The sequence below is a fragment of the Cupriavidus sp. GW823-FHT06D04 genome (assembly GCF_058795055.1).
Genome location: NZ_JBXAHL010000015.1, coordinates 129,564 through 152,011, shown reverse-complemented (window position 1 = coordinate 152,011; position 22,448 = coordinate 129,564). Strand labels below are relative to the sequence as shown.

Annotated in this window: 22 protein-coding genes and 2 pseudogenes; 13 read left to right on the top strand and 11 right to left on the bottom strand. The window is 67.3% G+C overall.

The window, feature by feature from the left end; translation table 11 throughout:
• The first annotated feature begins 125 nt into the window (after positions 1-125).
• The 4 genes and pseudogenes from AC1Q7H_RS19970 to AC1Q7H_RS19955 form a co-directional block, all read left to right on the top strand.
• Positions 126-560 carry an Hsp20/alpha crystallin family protein gene (locus AC1Q7H_RS19970; RefSeq protein ID WP_013958692.1) on the top strand — a complete coding sequence of 145 codons (435 nt, stop codon included), beginning with the start codon at positions 126-128 and terminating at the stop codon, positions 558-560.
• A gap of 17 nt (positions 561-577) precedes the next feature.
• Positions 578-958: an Hsp20/alpha crystallin family protein gene (locus tag AC1Q7H_RS19965; RefSeq protein WP_153954515.1), complete on the top strand. Its 381-nt coding sequence runs from the start codon at positions 578-580 to the stop codon at positions 956-958.
• 122 nt (positions 959-1,080) lie between these two features.
• On the top strand, positions 1,081-1,341 hold the full coding sequence (locus tag AC1Q7H_RS19960) for a transcriptional regulator (protein WP_153954514.1): 261 nt from the start codon (positions 1,081-1,083) through the stop codon (positions 1,339-1,341).
• Between the two features lie 261 nt (positions 1,342-1,602).
• Positions 1,603-2,010, top strand: a pseudogene (locus tag AC1Q7H_RS19955) (exo-beta-N-acetylmuramidase NamZ domain-containing protein); the annotation flags it as partial.
• A gap of 103 nt (positions 2,011-2,113) precedes the next feature.
• Here AC1Q7H_RS19955 and AC1Q7H_RS19950 read toward each other — a convergent pair.
• Positions 2,114-2,272 (bottom strand): hypothetical protein, encoded by a 159-nt coding sequence (locus tag AC1Q7H_RS19950; RefSeq protein WP_211984617.1) that lies wholly within the window; start codon positions 2,270-2,272, stop codon positions 2,114-2,116.
• Between the two features lie 256 nt (positions 2,273-2,528).
• Here AC1Q7H_RS19950 and AC1Q7H_RS19945 point away from each other — a divergent pair, with 256 nt between their 5' ends.
• On the top strand, positions 2,529-4,829 hold the full coding sequence (locus AC1Q7H_RS19945; protein ID WP_211983019.1) for a heavy metal translocating P-type ATPase: 2,301 nt from the start codon (positions 2,529-2,531) through the stop codon (positions 4,827-4,829).
• A 286-nt stretch (positions 4,830-5,115) separates the two neighbouring features.
• Here AC1Q7H_RS19945 and AC1Q7H_RS19940 read toward each other — a convergent pair whose 3' ends face one another.
• The gene (locus AC1Q7H_RS19940) at positions 5,116-5,367 is read right to left on the bottom strand and encodes a hypothetical protein (protein ID WP_492381611.1); all 252 of its coding nucleotides are present in this window, start codon (positions 5,365-5,367) and stop codon (positions 5,116-5,118) included.
• 825 nt (positions 5,368-6,192) lie between these two features.
• Here AC1Q7H_RS19940 and AC1Q7H_RS19935 point away from each other — a divergent pair.
• The 4 genes from AC1Q7H_RS19935 (at position 6,193) to AC1Q7H_RS19920 (ending at position 9,441) form a co-directional block, all read left to right on the top strand.
• Entirely contained in the window at positions 6,193-6,678 is a 486-nt protein-coding gene (locus AC1Q7H_RS19935; RefSeq protein ID WP_492381610.1) for a lecithin retinol acyltransferase family protein, read from the top strand.
• 97 nt (positions 6,679-6,775) lie between these two features.
• A complete protein-coding gene (locus tag AC1Q7H_RS19930; protein WP_492381609.1) occupies positions 6,776-8,305 on the top strand; it encodes a bifunctional aminoglycoside phosphotransferase/ATP-binding protein in 1,530 nt (509 codons plus the stop codon).
• 187 nt (positions 8,306-8,492) lie between these two features.
• Positions 8,493-9,158 (top strand): SagB/ThcOx family dehydrogenase, encoded by a 666-nt coding sequence (locus tag AC1Q7H_RS19925; protein WP_153954510.1) that lies wholly within the window; start codon positions 8,493-8,495, stop codon positions 9,156-9,158.
• Between the two features lie 40 nt (positions 9,159-9,198).
• A complete protein-coding gene (locus AC1Q7H_RS19920) occupies positions 9,199-9,441 on the top strand; it encodes a hypothetical protein (protein WP_153954509.1) in 243 nt (80 codons plus the stop codon).
• 113 nt (positions 9,442-9,554) lie between these two features.
• Here AC1Q7H_RS19920 and AC1Q7H_RS19915 read toward each other — a convergent pair whose 3' ends face one another.
• The 6 genes from AC1Q7H_RS19915 to AC1Q7H_RS19890 all read right to left on the bottom strand — a co-directional run bounded on the left by AC1Q7H_RS19915 (position 9,555) and on the right by AC1Q7H_RS19890 (position 13,774).
• Positions 9,555-9,917, bottom strand: coding sequence for a TraR/DksA family transcriptional regulator (locus AC1Q7H_RS19915; protein ID WP_492381608.1), 363 nt, complete (start codon positions 9,915-9,917; stop codon positions 9,555-9,557).
• Positions 9,914-10,825: a ribose-phosphate pyrophosphokinase gene (locus tag AC1Q7H_RS19910; protein ID WP_492381607.1), complete on the bottom strand. Its 912-nt coding sequence runs from the start codon at positions 10,823-10,825 to the stop codon at positions 9,914-9,916. Before AC1Q7H_RS19910 ends, AC1Q7H_RS19915 begins: the two co-directional genes overlap by 4 nt.
• Positions 10,826-10,868: 43 nt before the next feature.
• Entirely contained in the window at positions 10,869-11,201 is a 333-nt protein-coding gene (locus tag AC1Q7H_RS19905) for an ElaB/YgaM/YqjD family protein (protein WP_153954506.1), read from the bottom strand.
• Between the two features lie 75 nt (positions 11,202-11,276).
• The gene (locus AC1Q7H_RS19900; protein ID WP_153954542.1) at positions 11,277-11,963 is read right to left on the bottom strand and encodes a dienelactone hydrolase family protein; all 687 of its coding nucleotides are present in this window, start codon (positions 11,961-11,963) and stop codon (positions 11,277-11,279) included.
• A 594-nt stretch (positions 11,964-12,557) separates the two neighbouring features.
• Positions 12,558-12,785 carry a hypothetical protein gene (locus AC1Q7H_RS19895; RefSeq protein ID WP_492381606.1) on the bottom strand — a complete coding sequence of 76 codons (228 nt, stop codon included), beginning with the start codon at positions 12,783-12,785 and terminating at the stop codon, positions 12,558-12,560.
• Positions 12,782-13,774: a helix-hairpin-helix domain-containing protein gene (locus AC1Q7H_RS19890; protein ID WP_492381605.1), complete on the bottom strand. Its 993-nt coding sequence runs from the start codon at positions 13,772-13,774 to the stop codon at positions 12,782-12,784. The genes AC1Q7H_RS19895 and AC1Q7H_RS19890 overlap by 4 nt, the downstream gene beginning before the upstream one ends.
• Positions 13,775-14,035: 261 nt before the next feature.
• On the opposite strand from AC1Q7H_RS19890, the pseudogene ftsH reads away from it, so the two are divergent.
• The 4 genes and pseudogenes from ftsH (at position 14,036) to AC1Q7H_RS19870 (ending at position 20,407) form a co-directional block, all read left to right on the top strand.
• Positions 14,036-15,929: pseudogene (ftsH, locus tag AC1Q7H_RS19885) on the top strand (ATP-dependent zinc metalloprotease FtsH).
• An 18-nt stretch (positions 15,930-15,947) separates the two neighbouring features.
• Entirely contained in the window at positions 15,948-17,261 is a 1,314-nt protein-coding gene (locus AC1Q7H_RS19880; protein ID WP_492381604.1) for an erythromycin esterase family protein, read from the top strand.
• Between the two features lie 113 nt (positions 17,262-17,374).
• A complete protein-coding gene (gene groL, locus AC1Q7H_RS19875; protein WP_492381603.1) occupies positions 17,375-19,012 on the top strand; it encodes a chaperonin GroEL in 1,638 nt (545 codons plus the stop codon).
• 24 nt (positions 19,013-19,036) lie between these two features.
• The gene (locus AC1Q7H_RS19870; RefSeq protein WP_492381602.1) at positions 19,037-20,407 is read left to right on the top strand and encodes a nicotinate phosphoribosyltransferase; all 1,371 of its coding nucleotides are present in this window, start codon (positions 19,037-19,039) and stop codon (positions 20,405-20,407) included.
• Positions 20,408-20,430: 23 nt separating this feature from the next.
• Here the strand turns inward: AC1Q7H_RS19870 and AC1Q7H_RS19865 are convergent, their stop codons facing one another.
• The 3 genes from AC1Q7H_RS19865 to AC1Q7H_RS19855 are packed head-to-tail and all read right to left on the bottom strand — an operon-like array spanning position 20,431 to position 22,377.
• On the bottom strand, positions 20,431-21,087 hold the full coding sequence (locus tag AC1Q7H_RS19865; protein WP_153954501.1) for a BON domain-containing protein: 657 nt from the start codon (positions 21,085-21,087) through the stop codon (positions 20,431-20,433).
• 26 nt (positions 21,088-21,113) lie between these two features.
• Positions 21,114-21,740, bottom strand: coding sequence for a phosphoribosyltransferase (locus AC1Q7H_RS19860; RefSeq protein ID WP_492381601.1), 627 nt, complete (start codon positions 21,738-21,740; stop codon positions 21,114-21,116).
• Positions 21,741-21,771: 31 nt separating this feature from the next.
• A complete protein-coding gene (locus AC1Q7H_RS19855) occupies positions 21,772-22,377 on the bottom strand; it encodes a nitroreductase family protein (RefSeq protein ID WP_492381600.1) in 606 nt (201 codons plus the stop codon).
• Between the last annotated feature and the right edge of the window lie 71 nt (positions 22,378-22,448).

Here is a 22,448-nt window from a genome sequence, read left to right as displayed (position 1 = left end):
TCTTCTCCGAAGAATGATGTCGAATACCAGTCAAATCAAGACCTTGAAATCCGCAGGCGAAGCCGTACCATTGCAACCGGGGGCGTCCGAATATGGCGCCCACGCGAAAGCGAATGGAGGCAAACATGATGTATCGATCGTTGTTTCCCCGTGACATATTCTCAGAGCTGGAACGCCTACAGCGCGAGTGGCAGCAGCCATTCGAGCTGTCTCCCAGCATTCGCGGTCGGGTCAGTTTTCCGGCCATGAATGTAGGCGGCACACCCCACTCGGTGGAAATCTACGCCTTTGCCCCTGGCGTCGATCCGGCCAGCATCGACGTGCAGCTGGTGCAGAGCGTGCTGACCATTGTCGGCGAACGCAAGCCCGATCTTCCCGACAAGGACGAGCAAACCTCCGTGCATATCGATGAACGCTTCGCCGGCCGCTTCCGCCGTGTGGTGAGCCTACCAAGCGACGTGAATCCCAAGGCGGTGGAGGCCAGGTACCGCGACGGCGTGCTGCACATCAGCATCCAGCGCCTCGAGGCCGCGCAGCCGCGCCAAATCAGCATCCAGTGAGCGAGGAGGATCTGGCCATGAGCGAAAATACTGCTGTCACCAAGCAAGCCGAAACTGCCAGCCCTGAAGCAGCCCTGATGCCGCCGGTGAATGTGTACGAGGACGCCGCAGGCATTACCCTATACGCCGATCTGCCCGGTGTGCCCAAGGACAAGCTGGCCGTGCAGGTGCAAGGCGGTATCCTGACAATCAAGGGCGAAGTCGTCCTCGATCTGCCGGAGGGCATGGAAGCCAGTTACACGGAGGTTTCCCTGCCCCGTTACCGGCGCGTGTTCACGCTATCCAAGGAACTAGATGCCGAAAAGGTTGTCGCCGAGTTCAACCACGGCGTGCTCAAGCTACGCATCCCGAAAGCCGAACACACACAACCGAGCCGCATTGAGGTCAAGGTGGCGTGATGTAAGCCGAGCGGGCAGTGGGCATCACCCAATACTGCCCACACGTAGGAGGGCTGAAATGAAACTGGAATCGTTGAAAGAGAGTTCCGGTATTCGCCCCTTTGAACAGCGAGGGGCCAACGATGCGACTGATCGAACCGGATGAACAACAGGACTTTCTTGCGACCTTGCAGCGTAATGATCTGGCAGCAGATGATTTCGAACTCGTGGAGACGGATACGACTGACCCAAAAGGCGACGAGAACATCGGTTTACAGGGCTACGTCACGGTAACCAGACTATCGACACAAGTTACAAGGGAATACCCAATCGGCGATGAAACCGATTGGGTTCAGCATTTCAGGAAAGATCTCGAAGCCGGCATCTTCGATAAGTCGGGATGAGATCCTGCATGCTATTGGGGCGGCGGGTGAAAGATGACTACCTGCCCGATTGGACGCCTGGAAACAGGCATGTCCGGACGATGCGCATGTATCTGGAGTAACAGATTCTCCTGCGAGATCCCTGTGGTCGGGTTCAAACGGTTGCTGCCGGTAGTGCCATTCAGATGGCTTCTTTGTTGCGGTGAAGGACGGCGTAGCCGGGATAAGAATCCACCCTTCTGCGTCACTCTGCTGCAAAGCGGCGGACGAACCATTGTTTCATATCCGCTTCCGCTCGTGCACGGCATGACGGTGGGCGAGCTGGCGCGGCTGTTCAACGATCGGCTAGGTATCGGCGCTGACTTGGTCGTGGTGCCGATGGCGCAATATCGACGGGCGATGCGGTATGGCGACACCGGGCTCGGCTGGGTGCCAATATCGCCCAACCTGCGGGACGCTGAGGCCCTGTCGCTGTATGCGGACGTGGGGCTGGTGGAAGGGGCCGAGGTCAGTGTCGGCCGCGGCACGGCCATGCCGTTCCGCGTGGTCGGTGCGCCCTCGATTGACGCTCAGGCGTTTGCGCGCGAGCTGAACGCGTTGGACACCGGCGCCATCTTCCGGCCGACGCGCTTCGTGCCAGCCGAGGGGCAGCATCGCGGCACGCTGTGCGCCGGCGTATCGATCCAGCGGAGCGATATCGGTCATCCACGGTTAGTACGGCGGCGCGCGGCTGCAACGTATCCGGGGCGCCCGCCTGCCAGGCGAGAGCCTGGGCCAGTGGCACGATCTGGTATCAGGTCTTCTCGAAGACGCGCAGATGCGCACGTAAGGTTTCGGTGCGCACCGTCATCGCATCCACGGCCTGTGCGGCGAACCGATGGTAGACGAGGACCGGTACGCTGCGCCCGGCAGGCTGCGCCGCGGCCTGCCTCGCGCACAACAGCGCCAGCAACAGGGCCGTGACCTGGGTGAAAGACGTTCTCATAGGCGTGCGGGGGGCTTTATCCATAGGAACATAGTGGACGGCGGTCCACCCCGGGGCGCTGACGGCCCTGTGTCTGTTGGACTACTATTACAGGCACAGTGCCTGATTCGGCGCGCAGCCTGGACTGCGCCGCCGCCGGCGCGGCAGAATCTGCTGTCATCTGAGGGCATCAGCAAGAGTCGGCTCGCAGAGGGCGCGCAGTTACGCGGGGAATCGGGTCGCCATGCACATCGGGTTTCGCAATTTCGACCTCGGCTTGCTGCCAGTTGCGGCCGGCACGCTGGGAACTGGCTTGCTGCTCTTTGCCTTCGGTGCAGCGGTGGCCGCGAGGCTCGCCTGGGCGGCTGGTGCGCTGGTCGTCACCGGCGCGCTGATCGTCGCCATCGTGCAGTCGCTGCGCCGAAAGGAAGCGGGCGTCGATGTCCTGGCGCTGCTGGCGATCGGACTGGCGCTGGCGCTTGGTGAACTCCTCGCGGCTGCCGTGTTGGCCCTGATGATCGAGAGTGGCCGGGCGATTGAGAACTATGCGCAGGCCCGCTCCGAGCGGGAAATGTCCGCCCTGCTCAGCCGCGCCCCGCACTCCGCCAACCGCTTCGAGGACGGCGAATGGCGCGCGGTTTCTCTCGATGTTGTCAATCCGGGGGACCGACTGTTGGTCCGACATGGCGAAGTGGTGCCCGTGGACGGCGCACTGCTGGGCCAGGCGACGCTGGACGAATCTGCCCTCACTGGCGAGTCGCTGCCACGGCCGCGCCTCGCCGGCGAGACCGTGCGCAGCAGTGTGCTGAACGCGGGCGCCCCATTCGAGATAGTGGCAGCGACCACCGCGGCGGACAGCACCTTCGCCGGCATCGCCAGGCTGGTGCGCACCGCCCGCGCGGAGCGCCCGCCCGCGGCGCGGCTGGCCGACCGATATGCACTGTGGCTGGTGCCAGTCACCCTGCTAGTCGCCGGGCTTGCCTGGCTTGCCAGCGGTGAGCTCGCACGGGCGCTGGCGGTGCTGGTGGTCGCCACTCCCTGTCCGCTGATCCTGGCTGTGCCGGTGGCGATCGTGTCCGGGGTGTCGCGTTGCGCCGGGCGCGGCGTGCTAGTCAAGGGCGGCGGCGCGCTTGAGAGGCTGTCGCAGGCGAGCATCCTCTTCTTCGACAAGACCGGGACGCTGACGGGTGGCAGGGCCCGCCTCGCCGCCATCGAAAGCGCGCCCGGATGGCCAGCGCCCGACGTGCTGCGCGTCGCCGCCTCACTGGCGCAGGCCTCCGGCCATGTCGTCGCCGAGGCCATCACGACCGCGGCGCGCGAGCGAGGCTTGGTCCTGGACCTGCCGTCGGGCATGACCGAGACCGCCGGTGCTGGTGTTGCCGGGCGGGTCGGCGAGCACGCGGTGGCAGTGGGATCGCCCGCCTTTGCCGGCGGCAGAGATGCCGGGCCGCCCTGGTGCCAGGCCATGCTGCAACGCGCGGCCTACGAAGGCGCTTCGGTCTCGCTGGTCACGGTCGATGGCGTGCTGGTCGGGGCACTGCAGTTCGTGGACCTGATTCGCATGGACACCCCGCGCGCGTTGCGCTTGCTGCGCAAGGCGGGCATACGGCGGCTGGCCATGCTTACGGGAGACCGGCCCGATGTCGCCGAGACGATAGGCGCGATGCTTGGCGTGAACGAGGTCCATGCCAACTTCACCCCCTCGCAGAAGCTTGCCGCGATCGAGGCGGCGCGCCACGACGGCACCGTCCTAATGGTGGGCGACGGCGTGAACGATGCACCGGCGCTGGCCGCCGCGGACGTCGGCGTGGCCATGGGCGCACGCGGCGCCGCGGCATCGTCGGAAGCCGCGGATATCGTGCTGCTGGTGGACCGGCTTGACCGGCTAGTGGACGCGGTGCGCATTGCCCGCCGGTCGCGCCGGCTGGCCGTGCAAAGCGCCATGGCCGGCATGGGCCTGTCGTTCGTGGCGATGGCGGTCGCCGCGTTCGGCTACCTGCCGCCACTGGCCGGCGCCTTGCTGCAGGAGGTGATCGATGTGCTGGTCATCGCCAATGCGCTGCGCGCCCTGCGTGCCGACCCGTCGGTGCCTGCAGAGCGCCTGTCCACGGCCGACGCTGAGCGCCTGAACCAGGAGCACGCGGCGCTGGCGCCGCTGATGGAGCAGATCCGCAGCCTCGCGGACAGGTTGCCAGCCATGCCTGGTCACGCCGCTGGCATGGAACTGCGCCGCTTGTGCGCTTCCCTCAGCGGGACGCTTTTGCCCCACGAACAGCACGATGACGCGCTGCTCTATCCGCAACTCGCCCGGCTGGTCGGCGGCGATGATCCGCTGGCGGCGATGAGCGCGATGCACCGCGAACTCTTTCGCGTCATCCTGCTCCTGCAGCACATGGTAGACGATTCGCCGCCGGACGGGCCGGACGCATGCCGCATCAGGGAGTACCAGCGGCTGCTCTACGGGCTCGACGCCGTGTTGCGGCTGCACTGCGCACAAGAAGACGAGCTCTTCCATGCGCTGCGCGAAGATGCGCCGACGGAGTGACCGCCCGACGACGTGCGGCGTGCGCCATCTGCGCATCGGCTGATTCGACGCCGGCATCAGCACTGCTAGGGCGCTCGGGCAGCCGCCGATCTGCCGTATAGGTGCAGGATGACGCCATGATGTCTAGCGGCGAGCCGTTGGCCACGAGACACTCACTGACAAGGACGCTGGTGTTTGATTTCGAAGCCGAGAAAGCGTCACAAGGCGGCTGTAACCGCGACGTGGCCGCGATCCTTGCTGCAGAGCAGCCAGTCGTCCCCCAGCGTCGTCACGGGGAGGCGAAACGTCATGTCGAGTGCCTGGTCGTCCACGGCGATATCGCGGGTCTGGACCCAGCCCTGATAACCGACTGCCAGCCGATAAACCCCGTGGGAAGCTGGAGATAGAGCATCGGCCCGGTTGCGGTCGCATGCAATATCGAGCGCCCATCCTGGCTGGCCACGAGGATGGCAGCATCCGGTAGCGGGTCCGCGCCCGAGGCGGCCACCATGGTCAGACGTACGTTGAAGCGGTTCGCGATGGCGAGCATCGCGTCCATGCCTGCTTCGCTGTCCCCGCCCGACACGTATGACACGCCATAGTGGGCCATTGACTGCAAGTTTGGTTCGACTTGCCCGTAGCGGGACGCACAACCCGTAGCAGCTACGGCAATGACCAGGGACCAGAGCTCGCTAATAAAGCTCCACGTCATCTCCATGTTCGTCCCTCCAACAGCGCATTGAGATGCCAGTTGTAGCGATGGTCATCGGTTACTAAAAAGTAGCGTTCGGTCGGACATAGAGGTTGATACCTGTCAACGATTGCCGAAGTCACCACCCCGAAAGTCACCACCAGTCGGCAGAACGCCGCCTCAGCGGGGCGCATATCGCCCCCCTTTTGCAAGGATCAAGGCGGCACGCTTGTGCCAGCGCCTGCTCTCGTTGTTAGTGAGGCATCGCGAGCATGGCGCAGCAGCGGCGGCACCTCGCATTGCGTTTCGAGCGCCGCAATACGCTGGCTCAAGCAACGGTGCGCGAGACCAAGTGGGGGTGTAGGGGGCATGCTCTGCCTCGCCGCAATGGCTGGGAAATATCGGGTTATACCGCCGCGCCCTTGTCAGATTCCGCTGACAGCCCGGTGCGCACGACGGACAAGCGCCGTCGCGATGGGCGTACAAGCCGCATGGCACCAAGCCGACACGTTTTTCGGACCCGGCTGATTTCGGCATCGCCGGCCGGCAACAATACTGCAGGCATACACGGGGGCACACGGTTATCGGCATCGGCAGCAAGGCATGCAGCACGCCAGGCTGCCGGCGAGAGCAAGAAACCCGGCCCACCGAGGCAGGAGCGACCAGCGCAACAAAGGCAACAAGGGGAAAGCGATGAGCGGCGATCACCAAATCGGACACGCACAGCGCCTTGCGGCAATCGCCGCGGACATTCTCCTTGGCGCGCATCTGACGACGGACCGTCGTGGCTATGTCCACCATGGCATTTATGCCGGCAACGGCGAGGTGGTGCATTATGTCGGATTCAAAGGCTTCCTGCGTTGCGGCCCGGTCGAAAAGACCACCCTCGCCGGCTTTTCCGGCGGCTACGGCTTTCGCGTCGAGCCGGCGACGCAAGCGAGGTACGTCGAGGCGGAGATCGTACGGCGCGCGACTGCGCGGCTTGGAGAGGACGATTACCGCCTTCTTACCAACAACTGCGAACACTTCTGCACGTGGTGCCTGTCTGGCGAGAGCCGCAGCGAGCAAGTGGAGGCGCTGCTGAGCCACCCGTGGCGCGCGCTGCTGGCTATCGTGGGCGTACTTTGTAGTGCGGCAGGCATCCTGGGCCAGGATCTGGCCGCACGCGTGACGGCATAGGGCGCCGCGGGGGCGAGTTGGCAGGCAGAGTCTGCGTGCCGAGGCAACAGTTGAGGTTGGCAGTCACAACAGCGGAAGGGAGCCGTCGGCAAGGGACATGGAGAGTCAATGGGACGACGCGGCATTGACGGCCGCCTTGCAACAACCGGACGCCTACCCCCACCCGGCGCCGGCAGTACAGGTCATCGAGACGCATATCTCCCGTGTCTTCCTGGCCGGGGACTTTGCCTACAAGCTGCGCAAGGCGGTGCGGTTCGACTTTGTCGACTTCTCCACGGCGCAGGCACGCCGCGACGACTGTGAGACCGAGTTGCGCCTGAACCGCCGGTTCGCGCCTGCCCTGTACCTGGATGTGGTGCCGGTCATGGCGGGCCCCACGCCCGGCTCGGTGCGCATCGGCGGCAGCGGCATGCCGATCGAGCATGCGGTGCGCATGCAGCGCTTCGACCAGCAAGACCTGCTCAGCGCACGGACCGCTTCGGGCCGGCTGGAGCCGGGCCATATCGATGCGCTGGCGCGCAGCATTGCGGCCTTTCACCAGGCGCAGCCGCCCGCAGCGCCGGCCGATGGCTTTGGCACGCCGGCCCGCATCGATGTGACCCTTGCAGAGTGCCTGGGTGGCATCGGGCGGCTGACACAGGCCTCGCACCTGGCCAGCCGCGTAGCCCTGCGGGCGCGCAGCGAGGCCACCCGGCTAACGGGGGCGTTCTGGGCGCGCCTGCGCAATGGCCATGTGCGCGAGTGCCATGGAGACTTGCATCTGGGCAACATCGTGCTGCTGAACGGCGTGCCGACGCCATTCGACTGCCTGGAGTTCGACGCCGCGCTGCGCTGGACCGACACCATCAGCGACCTAGCCTTCCCCGTCATGGACCTGCTGCACCATGGCCGACCGGCGCTGGCCTACCGGCTGCTCAACGGCTACCTGGAGCAATCGGGAGACTACGGCGCGCTGGCCGTGTTGCCCTTCTATCTCGCAATGCGGGCCCTGGTGCGCGCGCGCGTGCTGCTGGAGCACGCCTGCCAGCAGCACGCCGCGGGCGCGTCCATGGCGCCGGCGCAGGCCGAGGCAGGCAGGCTGCTGGCGCTGGCATGGCGGTGCCTCACCCGCCGTCGCGGGCCGATGGTGGTGATGCATGGGCTGTCCGGCAGCGGCAAGTCCACGGCGGCAGCGCAGATGAGCGAGGCCGGGGCAATGGTACGTGTGCGCTCGGACGCGGTACGCAAGCGCCTGCACGGCGGCATGGCACCGGCGGGGGGCTGGTATGCCGCCAGCGAAACGGCGCGGACCTACCGACGCCTGCTCGCCGTCTGCCGGCTCGGCTGCCGCGCCGGGTTCCCGATGATTGCCGACGCCACCTTCCTGGCCCGCGCCGAGCGCGAGCGCTTTGCGGCCCAGGCCCTCCGCCTTGGCGTGCCCTTCGCCATCGTCACCTGCGAAGCCAGCCCTGAGACGCTGCGCGCCCGCATCGCCGCTCGTGCCCGAGCGGGCCGGGATCTGTCGGATGCCGACGACGGCGTGCTGGCGTGGCAGATATGCATCCAGGAGCCATTGACCGCAGCCGAGCGTGCCTGCGTCGCCTCGCCAGCCAGCTTCATGGGCCGCGCTACGCCCGGCTGCGGCTGACCCCAGAGCCCGGCCGCCATCTAAATCTAAAGCAGCGCCAGCATCGCTTGCTTTCACACCCAGGAACGCCTCATCGACGCTGCTTGACGGAGCGCAACCCATGGCCGGGGGCAGCGCCTACATTCGTCCATACCGGTTCCATGCGCAGAGCGCTGGCGCCGCTCTTTGCAACAAATGTGAGCATCCCATGGACGAACTGAAGCGCATCCCCTACCAGCCCATCAAGGACCTGCTGCCACGCCCCGCCACCGGCACGAGCGAGCGGGTCATCGCCCTGCCACAGCCGGACCGCACCAATGGCCTGCCGCTGATGGGCGCGCTGTGGCAGCGCATGAGCACCCGCGAGTTCGATGAGCAGCCGCTGCCGCTGCAGCAGCTGAGCGAGCTCCTGTGGGCCGCGGCGGGCGTCAACCGCTCCCAGGGCGGCGGCCGCACAGCCCCTTCGCCGCACGGCGAGGCGGTGATCGACGTCTACGCGGCGTTGCCCGCCGGCCTCTACCGCTACGACCCGATCCACCATTGCCTCGCGCTGAAGCGCGCGGCAGACGTGCGCAGCATGACCGGTTATCAGGACTTCGTCGGCATGGCGCCCCTGGACCTGGTCTACGTCGCCAACCATGGCCGGATGCAGGACGTGCCCCCGAAGCTGCGTGAGACCTTCGCTGCCGCCGCAGCAGGCGCCATGGTCCAGAACGTCTACCTCTACTGCGCCTCGGCCGGGCTGGGCGCGGTAGTGCGCGGCTGGCTCAACCGGCGCCTGCTAGCCGAGCATATGTCGCTAAATGAGGACGAGGAACCGATCCTGTCCCAGACCATCGGGCACCCGGCCCCGCGCGGCAGCGCGCCGGTCTAGAGATGGCCGGATCGCCACTACCAGAACAGGAGACACCGACATGATCAAGAACCTCGGCACTGCGGAACAGATCCGCAATGAAATTCTGCGGCGCCTGCAGGAAAACGCCGACCTCGGCGACACCTGCCGCGACTGCGACATCCCGTTGCCGCAGCGTGTCGACGCAGCTGCCAACGGCGGCTGCAACTGGACCATCGACGCCTTCCCCGCAGTCCCGCCCGCATGCCTAGCCACGGTCAAGGCAGTCACGACCGAGATGATGCGCGAGTACGACCTGCGCTAGCCCGTCAGCGCCAGCCTCCCGGCCGCGCTGCCGGGGGGCGACCGTCGCTTCCGCGGTGGCAGCCCGCCAGGCGCTCAGCCGCCCTCAGCGGCCTGCCCGTTATCCTCCAACGGTCACGCATAAAGCTGCTCGTGCCGGCGCTGACATGCGGTACAGCGCTTCGCGGTCGGATATGCTTGCAGGCGCGAGAACGGGATCGGCTGCTGACAATCGATGCAGATACCGTACTGACCGTGCTGCATCCGCGTCCGCGCGGCGGCGATGTCGGCCAGTTGCATGCGATAGTGGTCCAGCATCGCATCGTCCTGCCGCCGCATGATTTCTTCGTCGGCAAGGTCGCCCTCGTCCTGCGCCTCACGCTGCGCCAATGGTGTCATTGGCGTGTCGGCGGAACCAACGGCGGCATGGATGCGCGCCTCGTCCGCGTCAAGCTGCACCGCCAGCGAGACGGTTTCCTGCGCTGTGAGCTTGCTCATAATGGGTCTCCTGAACCCGCTGGCGCCTGCAGTGCCTGCCGGATGCCAGCTGCCAGGCGCCCTGCCACGGGAATGCGGTTGGATGGGTGCGCAACGGTGTCGCACGTGACAATGTCGGCCGCGACCGCTTGCAGGTCGGCGTAGGCTGCCTCCGCGAACAGCGCGTGGACGCCGACGCAGACCGGCGCCGGGTAGCCGTGTTCGCGCAGCAGCCGCGCCGACGCCAGCATGGTGCGCGCGGTGGAGACCATGTCGTCGACCAGTACCGGCGTACGGCCCGCGGGCGCAGGCAGGCCGCATGCGTCGATACTGACCTCGTGGTCGCCGAAGCGCTGCTTGGCCAGGACAATGCTGTCCGCACCGCAACGGCTCGCGATGTCGTCCACCCACTGCTGGCTCTCCTCGTCCGGGCCGACCAGCAGCGGCGCGCGCACCGCCTGGCCGATCCATGACGCAATGGCCGGAGCGGCATGCACGGCAATCGCCGGCCTGGCGAAGATCTCACCCAGGCAGCCGATTCGATGGAGGTGCGGGTCCACGGTAACGAGCCAGTCGAAGCTATCGCCGAGCAGCGCCGCAAAATGGCGTGCCGACACGATCTCGCCTGTGCGGAAGATCTTGTCCTGGCGCATGTACGCCAGGTATGGTGCCACCAGTCCGACCCGCACGGCACCGCCTTCCCTGGCGGCGGCGGCGAGCCACAGCAGTGGCACCAGCTTGGCATCCGGACGGTCCAGCGTGCACACGATCACGACCTCGCGGCCGGCCGCCGGCTGCAGCAGCCTGACGTAGGACTCGCCGTCGGGAAAGCGGCGAACCTCGGCCTCGCCTGGCAGCCCCGGCAGGCAGGCAGCGATGGCCCCCGCCTGCTGTTCATTGCCGGGCATGGCCATCAAGATCGGGAGCATGCGGGAGTCCTTGCTGGCGGCATCCAGACATGCCGCGCACCCGCTAGCGGCGGGCAACGGCCAGTGCGACCAGGGCGCCGGCCACGGCCGCAACCGCGGCGACCGAGCCCATGCTTTCCCACGGGTGCGCGTGCACGTAGCGGTCCGTGGTATCGGCCCATTGCGAGACCCGTGCCCGCGCCGCCTGGCGCTGCGCGTCAAGGCGTCCTTGCAGTACGCGCAGGCGCGCAGCCAGCTCCGTGCGCGCCTGGGTTGACTCAACGCCGGCTTCGTCGGCAACATCCCGCAACAATGCCTGCACGTCTGCCAGCAGCGTGTTGGCATCACGGGTCAGCGCCTCCTTGTGCATCGAGAGTTCGGTGCGGATATCGTTCATGTCATTCTCCTTTTCAACGCGTCTTCGCCGTGCGTCGCACGGCACCATGGAAATCCTGTCGTCGCAAACGACTGGCTAGACGACTCGCCCAGGCGGCGCGTGTTGCGCCATCGCTGCAAAATGCTGGCAGAACCACTCGCCGGCGAGCTCGCCGACCTGGTCCAGCGCGTCTGGCTCCTTGAACAGGTGCGTGGCGCCAGGAATCACCCCCAGCCGCTTCTCGCATGACATCCAAGCCATGGCGCGCGCGTTGAGTTTCAGCAGCTCTGGATCCGCTTCCCCCACGATCATCAGCGTCGGCGCCTGCAATCGGCACAGCGCCTCATGGCCGGCCAGGTCGACGCGGCCGCCGCGCGATACCACCGCGTCGATCCGCATGTGCGGGGGCGACTCCGCAGCGGCGCGGATGGCTGCGGCAGCTCCCATGCTCGCGCCGAAGTAGCCGAACCGCAGGTGGCGCTCGAGCGCCAGGTGCGCCACAGATACCGTGGCAGCCTTGAGCCGCTCACTTAGCAGGGCGATGTCGAACCGCTTCGCCATCCCGACGTCCTCGTCGGTCGTCAGCAGGTCAAACAGCAGCGTGCCCAGGCCCATCCGGTTCAGCGTCGAGGCGACCTCGCGGTTGCGCACACTGTGGCGCGAACTGCCGCTGCCATGTGCAAACAGGACCAGGCCGGATGCCGCTTCCGGCAGGGCAAGGTCTCCCGGCAGTTCGATATCGCCAATATGGATTCGCACCTGTTCGGTGGTAATGTGTTCCATGAGGCCTCCCCTTCCCGTCCGTCCCGGTGACCTCGCTACCGCCCCGTGCCAATGCACGTGCAGTTCGGTCTCGGCGTTGCCGTAATCGATCGTGAGCGTTCCCCGGTATGCATGGTGGATGGCGTTGCCGATGTCTCGTGCCAGGTGCAGCCCGGTCGCGGTGATCACCGTGCCCTGTTCTCCCGACTCAATCGCCATCACGCGCTCCATCGGATGCTGTGCCCGCAACTGGACTTCGCGGTGCTGTACCGGCCAGAATCTCGGCCCGATGCGCCGCCTCGAAGGATTCGGGCAACTCGCCAGCGCCGGGGCAGCCGCCGGCTGCTTGTAGCGGTCGGGCATGTGCTCGACGGGGAACGGGTTCCAGCGGACCGGCCGGACCTTCATTGACTGTGCGCGGACTTTCATCTTGATGCCTCTTTAGTCATTGACATGCACGCCGGTTGACGGTCGGTTGCAGCGGCGTCCCTACACCATTCAGCGCCCTGAGACCGGTAGAGCCCGAGGTAGCCCACACCTTTAACGCTATGCGCCTGGGCGGCAATCGACTTGGGCTGGATCAAACAACGGCCAGACATCTGCGGAGGTTGCCGGCTACATGGTCCGCCGCAGCAAGCTGCGCAATACCGGCAACGGGCGGGCGTTGAGCACGTCGGCGGCCTGCAGCCATCCGCGCCGCGCCTGGGCCAGGCCGAAGGACAGGGTCTGGAAGTCGCGCGCGCGATGGGCATCCGAGTTGATGCTCACCAGCACTCCGCTGGCCTTCGCGACATTGTGCGCTTTCGAGCCCGTCAGGTAGACCAGCGCGGCACCGTAGCTCACCGCCGGCACCACCCTGAGGTCCACCTGTATACCGTTCGCCAACACGGTGCTGGCACGGGTCGTGTGCCGGCCGAGATCACCCGCTGCGTCATTGGATACGCGACGAAGGTGCGGATCACATCTTTCGGTGAGGCCGAAGCCGCCACGATGTCCAGGTCGCCCACGGTGTCTTTGCCGCGCCGATAACTGCCCGCAACGTCCAGCGACTGAGTCGTGGTCTCGCGGCGCAGGTAAGCCAGGAGCTGCTCGGCCGCATGCGTCGCCACTTCCAGATTAAAGCGGCGGTTCCGATCCAGGTGTGCCTGGATCGCCTCCAGCAAGCGCTGCTCGCTGCGCGCCCCGAATCCCGACAGCACGCTGATCCGGTGCTCGCGCGCAGCTCTGGCCAAGTCGTCCAGCGTGGCAACATGCAGCTCACGCTGCAGCACCTGCACGCGGCGCGGCCCCAAGCCGGGCAGCCTCAGCAAGGCCGCCGCCTGGCCGGGCACGGCCTCGCGCAGTTGTGTCAGCACGGTGCAATTGCCGCTTTCCACGATCTCGCGAATCTTCCCGGCCAGGTCGTCGCCAATGCCCGGCAGCGCGGTCAGGTCGACGCCCCGCGCCAGCATGGCGCCTGCGTCTTCGGACAATCCGCTGACAGTGCGGGCCGCATTGCGGTAGGCGCGAATCCGGAATGGGTTGGCGCCCGAGATATCCAGCAGATCGGCGATTTCATTGAAGATCGCGACGATGGCGTCGTTGGTACCCGTCGTCTTGCCGGCCGGCCCCGGCGTAGCGCGGCCAAGCCGGCGGGCACCCTTTCCGGCCGCCGCGGCGATGTGTTGAAAACGGGCCGTCACGTCGTCCCTCCTGCGCGGGTTGGCATCCCCTGAATTCTGGACGACCGTGCGGCGAGAGGGTTGCGGCACATCAAGGCGCCGTTCGCCGCCGACGGCAGGCTTCTGCAAGGCCGACATCGCGTTGTGACGGTGTCCGTTGATACCGATCAAAGGCCAGCCCCGACCCGCCACTATCGTGGAACCGAGCACAACCCTCACAAGGATCCAAACGATGGCATGGGACACCGGTGTCTACGAAGCTGATGTGAAGCGTTTCTTGCGCAAGTCGGCCGTGTATCTGTTTCACCTGCGGCGCCTACCCGCCATCGCACACCGCCGTTTCCCGCGGCCGGCCTGGCTGGAGGCTCACAGAGCCGCCAGGGTGGAGCGCTCGCACGGCCGGCGGCCACCGGCCGTGCTCTGACTACGACCATGGAACTCCGTAAGCGGAACTTCTCGCTCTGGTACCTGCTCGCGGCGGTTCTGACGACGCTGGCGCTCCAGTTCTACGTCGCCACGGAAACCGTCACCACCCTGGCCTACAGCGACTTCAAGGCTTTGCTCAAGGCCGGCAAGGTGCGCGGCGCCACTGTTGGCGAGACGGCGATCAGCGGCACGCTGGCGACAGCCGGTGTTGAGACCATCCTGCCAGCCGACCAGGCGGCCGCGCTACAGCGCGGCGGCAGCCCCGAGCGCGCCTTCGCCACGGCCCGCATCAGCAATACGGGGCTGCTGGCCGACCTGGACGCGGCTCATGTGCGCTATGCCGGGCAAGCCGATGCCAGATGGCTGGGCACGCTACTGTCCTGGATCGTGCCGGCCCTCGTCTCCTTCGCGATCTGGAGCCTGCTGTACCGGCGCATAGGGAATGCCGCGGGGGGGCTGATGGAGATCGGCAAGAGTAAGGCCCGGGGCTATCTTCAGCGGGAGACTGGGGTGACCTTCGCCGACGTCGCCGGCATCGACGAAGCCAAGGTGGAGTTGATGGAGGTGGTGGTGGACTTTCTCAAGAACCCGGAGCGCTACCGGCGCTTGGGCGGCAAGATTCCCAAGGGGGTGCTGCTGCTGGGCGCCCCGGGCACCGGCAAGACGCTGCTGGCACGCGCCGTCACCGGCGAGGCCGGGGTGCCGTTCTTCAGCATGAGCGGTGCCGAGTTCGTGGAAATGTTCGTCGGCGTGGGCGCGGCGCGCGTGCGCGACCTGTTCGCACAGGCCGAACAGAAGGCGCGTGCATCATCTTCATCGACGAACTGGACGCGCTGGGCAAGACCCGTACCCTCAACATGGCCGGCGGCCAGGATGAGCGCGAACAGACGCTCAACCAGTTGCTGGTGCAGATGGGCGGCTTCGACACCAACAAGGGCGTGATCATCATGGCCGCCACCAACCGCCCGGAAATCCTCGACGCCGCGCTGCTGCGGCCCGGCCGCTTTGACCGCCATATCGTGCTGGACCGCCCCGACCTGAAAGGGCGCGAGCAGATCCTTGGTGTGCACGTGCGTCATGTCAAGCTGGCCCCGGAAGTCAATCTCCGAGAACTGGCCGCGCGCACGCCGGGCTTTGCCGGCGCCGACCTCGCCAACCTGGTCAACGAGGCCGCCCTGCTGGCCGCCCGCCACAACAAGCCGGCGGTCGACAACGCAGACTTCAACCTGGCCCTCGACCGCATCGTTGGCGGGCTGGAAAAACGCAACCGGATCATGGTCCCGCTGGAAAAGCAGACAATTGCCCACCACGAAGCCGGGAAGCCGGACATGCGCTGGTCGCCGAATGCCGTCGGCTCGCGGACCGGGACTCGCGCATCTCCATCATTCCGCGCGGCGTTGCGGCGCTCGGCTTTACGCAGCAGACCCCGACCGAAGACCGCTACCTGCTACGCCGCAGCGAGCTGCTGGACCGGCTGGATGTGCTACTGGGCGGGCGCGCGGCGGGACAGATTGTCTTCGGCGACGTCTCCACCGGCGCGCAAAACGACCTGGAACGGGCCACCGACATGGCGCGACAGATGATCACCCAGTTCGGCATGAGCGAATCGCTCGTGCCGTGCTACGAGCGCGCACGCAGCACCCTGCTGCCCTCCGCGGCCGCCCTGTCGCGGCCGGAACGCGAGTACAGCGAGCGCACCGCGCAGGCCATCGACGAGGAGATCCGGCTCACGCTGGACCAGTCCGCCGAGCGGGCACGCCAGACCTTGCTCGGGCAGCGCGCCCGCCTCTACCGGCTGGCGCAACTGCTGCTTGAGAAAGAAGTGGTCGACCGGGCCGCGCTCGACGCCCTGATGCAGGCGGGCGCGACAGCGCCGCAAGACGAACCCGTCATGCAGTAGCCACCCGAGGAGTACCCCATGGCATCTCCGCTTACCCCCTTCCTGGCAGTCCGAGAGGCTGCACAGCGCCTGCAAGGCAATGCCTCCGACTACGATCCGCTGCTCGACATGGCCCACGGCAAGGACTTTGTTTTGCTTGGCGAAGCCACGCACGGCACGGCCGAGTTCTACCGGATGCGGGCGCAGATCACGCAGGCGCTGGTCCGTGGCCAGGGCTTCGATGCCGTCGCCATCGAAGGGGACTGGCCCGACGCCTGGCGTGTCAACCGCTACGTGCAGGGCGAGGGCGACGACAGCGCCGAGCAGGCCCTAAGCGATTTCGAACGCTTCCCGTCCTGGATGTGGCGCAACCGGGAATTCCTGGCGTTCATCGAATGGCTGCGCGGCCACAATGCCGGCCTGCCGCCGGAACGGCGGGTCGGTGTCTATGGGCTCGACCTCTACAGCCTGTACCGCTCGGCCGAGGCCGTGATCCGCTACCTTCAGCGCGCCGACCCGGTGCAGGCCGAGACTGCCCGGCAGCACTATGCCGCGCTCGACCATGTGCGTGACCCGGCTGCCTACGGCTACCAGGCCGCCACCGGGCTGCGTGCGCCGGCGCGCGACGGCGCCATCCGCCAGCTGCTGCAGCTGCGCAACGACGAGGCCGCCTATATTTCCCGCAACGGCCTGGCGGCCATGGATTCGCACTACTTTGCCGAGCGCAACGCGACGGTGGTCGTCAATGCGGAAGCCTACTATCGTGAGATGTTCGGCCGCCGCGTCAGCACCTGGAATCTACGCGACGCGCACATGGCGCAAACGCTGTGTTCGCTGGCCACCTACCGGTTGCGTCGCGGCGGCAGCGGGCGCATCGTGGTCTGGGCCCACAACTCCCACCTGGGCGATGCGCGTGCCACGGAATCACAGCTGCGCGGCGAGTGGAACCTGGGGCAGCTGGTGCGCCAGCAGGCCGGCGCGCAGGCGCTGCTGGTCGGCTTTACCACCTACACCGGCCATGTCTGCGCGGCCTCCGAATGGGACGGCGACCCCGAACATAAAGCTGTGGTGCCGGCACTGCACGACAGCTGGGAGGCACTGTTCCACAGCACCGGGCTCGACCGCTTCTTCCTGCCGCTTGGACCGCAGGCCAGCCACCCGCTCTTCGAGGTCATGCTGGAACGCGCCATCGGCGTGCTCTACCTGCCCCGCACGGAGCGTGCCAGCCACTATTTCGATGCCTCGATCGCCGGCCAGTTCGACGCCCTCTTTCACCTGGACGAAACCACCGCGCTGGAGCCGCTGCAGCCCGGGCATCCCGTGCCCGCGCTGGGCAGCGGCCGGCCGGACTGAAGCGCGCCTGCCACAGGCGCCGGGCGCCACCGCGGGGCTTGCGTTGCGTCAACGCGCAGGCCGGGATGGCAACTACCGTAAAGCGTGCGAGCCCCACTAATGCGGAGATCATCATGCCTGCCAGAACACTTATCTTCCACCAGGGCGCGCGCCGCATGATGCTGAGCGGCGTGGAACAACTGGCCCACGCGGTCAAGGTGACGCTGGGCCCGGGCGGCCGCAACGTGATCGTGGAGCGGCCCGACATGGTGCCGCTGGTCGCCAATTCCGGCGTGGTCGTGGCGAAGTCGGTGACGCTGGCCAATCCCTTCGCCGACATGGGCGCCCGCCTGCTCTGCGAGGCCGCGGTGCGCACCAGCGAGATCGCCGGCGACGGCACCACGACCGCGACTACGCTGGCCCACGCGATCGTGGCTGAAGGCGTGAAATACGTCGAAGCCGGCCACGACCCCATGCAACTCAAGCGCGGCATCGAGGCCGCCGGCAAGCTGGTCGCTAGCGCCTTGCTGGAATGCGCCCGGCCCTGCGGTAGTACCGACGAGATGCGCCAGATCGCCACGATCTCGGCCAGCGGCGACCAGTCCGTCGGCACGCTGGTGGCTCAGGCTGTCGAGCGGGTCGGCAAGGATGGCGCGATCAGCGTGGAGGATGGCTCCAAGCTGGACGACGCACTCGACATCGCCGACGGCGCGCTGATCGATCGCGGCTACCTCTCGCCCTTGTTCGCGACCAACGAGAGCCGTGCCGTCGTGCTGGAATCGCCTCTGGTGCTGCTGTGCGACGCGAACATTGCCGCCATCGCGCAGCTGCTGCCGGTCCTGGAGGCCGTGAGCCACGCTGGCCGGCCCTTGCTGGTCATCGCCAACGATGTGGAGGGCGAGGCGCTGGCCACGCTCGTGGTGAACAACCTGCGCGGCGCGCTGAAGAGCTGCGCGGTCAAGTCGCCGGGTTTCGGCGACTTGCGTACCGAGCAGCTGGGCGACCTGGCCGCGCTGACCGGCGCCACCGTGGTCTCACCGCAGGCCGGCATCTCGCTCGAGCACGTGACGCTGGAACAGCTTGGCGAAGCCCGCCGCGTGGAGGTCAACAAGGACACCACCACCCTGATCGGCTCCGGTGACGAACGCCCGCGTGTGGCCGAGCGCATTGCCGCCCTGCGCCTGCGCCTGGACGAGGTGCGCTCGGACTATGAGCGTGAGGCGCTGCAGCGGCGCCTGGCCCGGCTGGCCGGCGGCGTAGCCGTGATCAAGGTGGGTGCGGCCACGGAGAGCGCGCTGCACGAGCGCAAGAACCGCTTCCAGGATGCTTTGCACGCCACCCGTGCCGCGGTGGACGAAGGCATCGTAGCCGGCGGCGGCGTGGCGCTGCTGCGCGCCCGCGCCGCCCTCGAAGCCTGGCAGGCGCCGAACGCCGAGCAGGCCGCCGGCGGCCACATCGTCCACGCGGCACTGGCTGCGCCGATGCGGCAGATCGCCGCCAACGCCGGTGCAGATGCCGACGCGGTGGTGCACCAAGTGAGCGCCGGTTCGGGCACGCTCGGCTACGACGCCGGCACCGAGCGCTATGGCGACATGATCGAACTCGGCGTGATCGACCCCGTCAAGGTGGTGCGCACCGCCCTGCAAAATGCCGTGTCGATCGCCTCCCTGCTGCTGACGACGGACTGCATGATCGCGATTCAGCGCAGCCCCGCCGGCCAGGGCGATGCCGGCACGCGCCCGGGGTCGTCGATGTTCGGCGAAGACTACTGAGCAACGCTGCCTGCGTGACCCGCCATGACTACCCTCGATTGCGAAAGCCCGCTGCTGACCGACCTGTACGAGTTCACCATGATGCAGGCGTACTTCGACAGCGGCATGAACGATATCGCCAGCTTCGAGTTCTTCGTCCGAAAACTGCCGCCAGGCAGGAACTTCCTGCTGGCGGCAGGGCTGGAACAGGTGCTCGCCTACCTGGAACGGCTGCGCTTCAGCGAGGACGACGTTGACCAGCTGGCGTCGACCGGGCATTTCAGCCCGGCATTCCTGCAATCGCTCATGCCCTTCCGCTTCAGCGGGGATGTCCAGGCCATGCCGGAGGGCACGGTGTTCTTCCCAGACGAGCCCATCCTGCGCATCACCGCGCCAATCCAGCAGGCCCAGCTGGTCGAAAGCCGGGTCATGAACCTGCTGCACTACGAGACCATCGTGGCCAGCAAGGCGGCGCGCGTGGTGCTGGCGGGGGCGGGGCGCATGCTGGTCGACTTTGGCCTGCGCCGCGCGCACGGCGCCGAAGCCGGCTTGCTGTCGGCCCGCGCCAGCTATCTGGCGGGGTTCACTGGCACCGCGACACTGCTGGCCGGCGTGCGCTTCGCCATCCCGTCCTACGGCACCATGGCGCATTCCTATGTGCAGGCGCACTTGGACGAGGGCGAGGCCTTCGCGTCGTTCGCGCGCTCACAGCCGGAAAACGCCACGCTGCTGATCGACACCTACGACACCGAGACCGCCGCGCAGAAGGTGGCAGTACTGGCCGCGATGCTGCGCGCCAGCGGGATCGCCGTTAAGGCGGTGCGCATCGACAGCGGCGACCTCGGCAAGCATGCGCGCCAGGTGCGCGCCATCCTCGACGGCGCCGGCCTGCAGTCGATCGGCATCTTTGCCAGCGGCAACCTGGATGAGTATCGCGTCCGCGACCTGGTCGCAGCGGGCGCGCCCATCGACGGTTTCGGGGTCGGCACGCGCATGAACACCTCGGCCGACGCCCCGTATCTAGACTGCGCGTACAAGCTGACCGAGTATGCAGGCCTGCCGCGGCGCAAGCGCTCGGAAGGCAAGGCCACCTGGCCTGGCCGCAAGCAGTCCTACCGTCGTTACGGCGCCGACGGCACCATGCTCGACGATACGCTGACAATCGAGGGGGATGCCTGTGACGGGCTGCCGCTGATGCAGCCTAGCATGGCGCGTGGCCGGCGTGTGGCGCCAGAGGTGCCGCTGCTCACCAGCCGGGCCTATGCCGCACAGCAACTCGCCGCGCTGCCCGCCGCCCTGCAAGCGCTGGAGCCGTCGGCACCCTATCCGGTCACCGTCAGCACTACCCTGCAGGACCTGGCGCGCGCTGCCGATGCGCTGACCGCGCAGGCCAGCCCGACAGCGGCGCCCCGGTAGTGCGGCAAGGGCGAATGCCTGAGCTAGCCGGGCCTGACTTCGATCTGGTTGACGACCGCGCTGACACCCGGTGCAGACCAGGCCGCTTCGAATGCCGCCTCGCGCTCGGCCAGCGTGCGCAGAGTGCCGGTCAGCGTCACCGCGCTATCCCTCACCGTCACGGTTACCTGGTCGGCGTCGCTGGCAGCCTGGCGCGCGATGGCCGCCTGGATCCGTGCCGCCACGTCCTGCTTGTCGGCACGAGGCCGGATGGCGAGCGCATTGGTGACCCCGACCACGCCGAACAGTCCGGCCACGGCGTGCTCGGCGCCGGTGCGCTGGTAGTACCAGTCGACATCGCCGCTAAGGGTCACCACGCCGTGTTCGACCAGGATCCGGATACGGTCGGCCGGCACCATCGAATTCCAGGACAGCACGTTGGCCGCGGCCCGGGCAATGTCGGCATCGGTGCGGCGCGCATCGTCGGGCAGGTGGACGTCCAGTTCCACGGCCAGCGCCCGCACCCCGGGAATGCGCCTGACCGCCGCTTCTGCCGAGTACTTCTCGGCAAAGGTTCCAAGGTGCCCGGTCAGCGTGACGACGCCGTCCTGGACCTGGACCCCGATCTCGTTGCCATGGACCGCCGGATCCCAGATCAGCGCCTCGGTCACGTCTTGCTGCAGCTGCCTGTCGCCCTTCATGGGTGCCTCCTCGCGTGTGCGTGTCTTTACCGCCCTTTCAAGCAAGCCACGACCTCCGCATCCTCGACCTGCGAGAAATCGCGGTAGAACTCCCCCACTGCCCGGAAGTCGGCCGGCGTCTCCAGGCACACCACCTCGTCGGCATAGGGCTGCAACAGTTCCAGCGTCCGCGGCGGCGCCACCGGCACCGCGCAGACGAGCCGCGCGGGCTTCTGCTCGCGGATGGCGTGCAGCGCGGCGATCATCGAGGCCCCGGTCGCCAGGCCGTCGTCCACAATGATGACCTGTCGACCGGTGGCGCGGACCGGTTCCCGGCCCGGCGTGTAGGCGGCGCGGCGCCGCCGCAGCGTCGCAAGCTGGACCGCACGCTCGCGGTCGATGTATTCGCTGTCGGCGCCTGCCGCGGCGGCATAGGGTGTGAGATAGGTCCAGCCGCTCTCGTCTACGGCGCCGATGGCGAACTCCGGGTTGCCCGGTGCGCCGAGTTTGCGCACGAGCACGACGTCAAGGTCCGCGCCGAGCGCATCGGCAATGATGGCGCCCATCGGCACTGCACCGCGGGGAACGGCCAGCACCAGCGGCCGTTCTCCTGCGTGGCCGGAAAGCGCACGCGCCAGTTGTGCGGCCGCATCGGCCCTGTCAATGAATGGCATGGTCCCCTCCTTTGGCTGCCTGGGTGGCGGCTTACGCCGGATAGCCCACGCTCTGGGCCAGGATCACGCGCTGGTCGGGCTCCAGCCGCATGGCGGCGGCCAGCGCGCGGCGGTCCAGCAGGCCACGCGCCACCGTGGCCAGGCCGGACGCGGCGCAGAAGAGGTAGACGTTCTGGCTGATATATCCCGTATCCAGCGCGGTATAGAACTGGCGCAGCGGCTTGTCGGTCTCGTCGAGCCTGGAGAGCCGGCTCACGTAGACGAGGTTCAATGGCGCCTCGGCAACATAGTCCTGCAGGCCGGTCGCCGCGCGCAGGTCTTCGCCGATGACCAGCCGAAGGCGCCAGTCCGCCGGTTCAAGCACGTACAGTCCGTCGCGCAGCGCCGCGTACAGGTCGATTTCCTGCCAGTTGCGGGTCGAGGGCGCGGTGCGCAGGCCGGTGCTCGGGCGGTTGACGCCGAAAGCCGCCCACAGCAGGGACGACAGCAGCGTGTCATCCAGGTTCCGCGGGGCAAAGTGTCGGGTCGAGCGGCGCTGCAGCAGCGCCGTCATCAGCGGCATGCCACCTTCGGTCTGCGGTGGCGGCAGCTTCAGGTATTCCACGCCGGCTTCGGATAAAACGATGGGATGTGTCACGTCGTGCTCCAGATCGATGGGGTCGGCAACGCCCCCCTGGGATTACCGTAGGCGGCAAGCCGGCCCTGCCA

What these genes read in the sequence shown, in the direction of transcription:
- AC1Q7H_RS19970 (WP_013958692.1), top strand. Translation starts at nt 126, where the DNA reads ATGATGTATCGATCGTTGTTTCCCCGTGACATATTCTCAGAGCTGGAA.
- AC1Q7H_RS19965 (WP_153954515.1), top strand. Translation starts at nt 578, where the DNA reads ATGAGCGAAAATACTGCTGTCACCAAGCAAGCCGAAACTGCCAGCCCT.
- AC1Q7H_RS19960 (WP_153954514.1), top strand. Translation starts at nt 1,081, where the DNA reads ATGCGACTGATCGAACCGGATGAACAACAGGACTTTCTTGCGACCTTG.
- AC1Q7H_RS19945 (WP_211983019.1), top strand. Translation starts at nt 2,529, where the DNA reads ATGCACATCGGGTTTCGCAATTTCGACCTCGGCTTGCTGCCAGTTGCG.
- AC1Q7H_RS19940 (WP_492381611.1), bottom strand. Translation starts at nt 5,367, where the DNA reads ATGGACGCGATGCTCGCCATCGCGAACCGCTTCAACGTACGTCTGACC.
- AC1Q7H_RS19935 (WP_492381610.1), top strand. Translation starts at nt 6,193, where the DNA reads ATGAGCGGCGATCACCAAATCGGACACGCACAGCGCCTTGCGGCAATC.
- AC1Q7H_RS19930 (WP_492381609.1), top strand. Translation starts at nt 6,776, where the DNA reads ATGGAGAGTCAATGGGACGACGCGGCATTGACGGCCGCCTTGCAACAA.
- AC1Q7H_RS19925 (WP_153954510.1), top strand. Translation starts at nt 8,493, where the DNA reads ATGGACGAACTGAAGCGCATCCCCTACCAGCCCATCAAGGACCTGCTG.
- AC1Q7H_RS19920 (WP_153954509.1), top strand. Translation starts at nt 9,199, where the DNA reads ATGATCAAGAACCTCGGCACTGCGGAACAGATCCGCAATGAAATTCTG.
- AC1Q7H_RS19915 (WP_492381608.1), bottom strand. Translation starts at nt 9,917, where the DNA reads ATGAGCAAGCTCACAGCGCAGGAAACCGTCTCGCTGGCGGTGCAGCTT.
- AC1Q7H_RS19910 (WP_492381607.1), bottom strand. Translation starts at nt 10,825, where the DNA reads ATGCTCCCGATCTTGATGGCCATGCCCGGCAATGAACAGCAGGCGGGG.
- AC1Q7H_RS19905 (WP_153954506.1), bottom strand. Translation starts at nt 11,201, where the DNA reads ATGAACGATATCCGCACCGAACTCTCGATGCACAAGGAGGCGCTGACC.
- AC1Q7H_RS19900 (WP_153954542.1), bottom strand. Translation starts at nt 11,963, where the DNA reads ATGGAACACATTACCACCGAACAGGTGCGAATCCATATTGGCGATATC.
- AC1Q7H_RS19880 (WP_492381604.1), top strand. Translation starts at nt 15,948, where the DNA reads ATGGCATCTCCGCTTACCCCCTTCCTGGCAGTCCGAGAGGCTGCACAG.
- groL (WP_492381603.1), top strand. Translation starts at nt 17,375, where the DNA reads ATGCCTGCCAGAACACTTATCTTCCACCAGGGCGCGCGCCGCATGATG.
- AC1Q7H_RS19870 (WP_492381602.1), top strand. Translation starts at nt 19,037, where the DNA reads ATGACTACCCTCGATTGCGAAAGCCCGCTGCTGACCGACCTGTACGAG.
- AC1Q7H_RS19865 (WP_153954501.1), bottom strand. Translation starts at nt 21,087, where the DNA reads ATGAAGGGCGACAGGCAGCTGCAGCAAGACGTGACCGAGGCGCTGATC.
- AC1Q7H_RS19860 (WP_492381601.1), bottom strand. Translation starts at nt 21,740, where the DNA reads ATGCCATTCATTGACAGGGCCGATGCGGCCGCACAACTGGCGCGTGCG.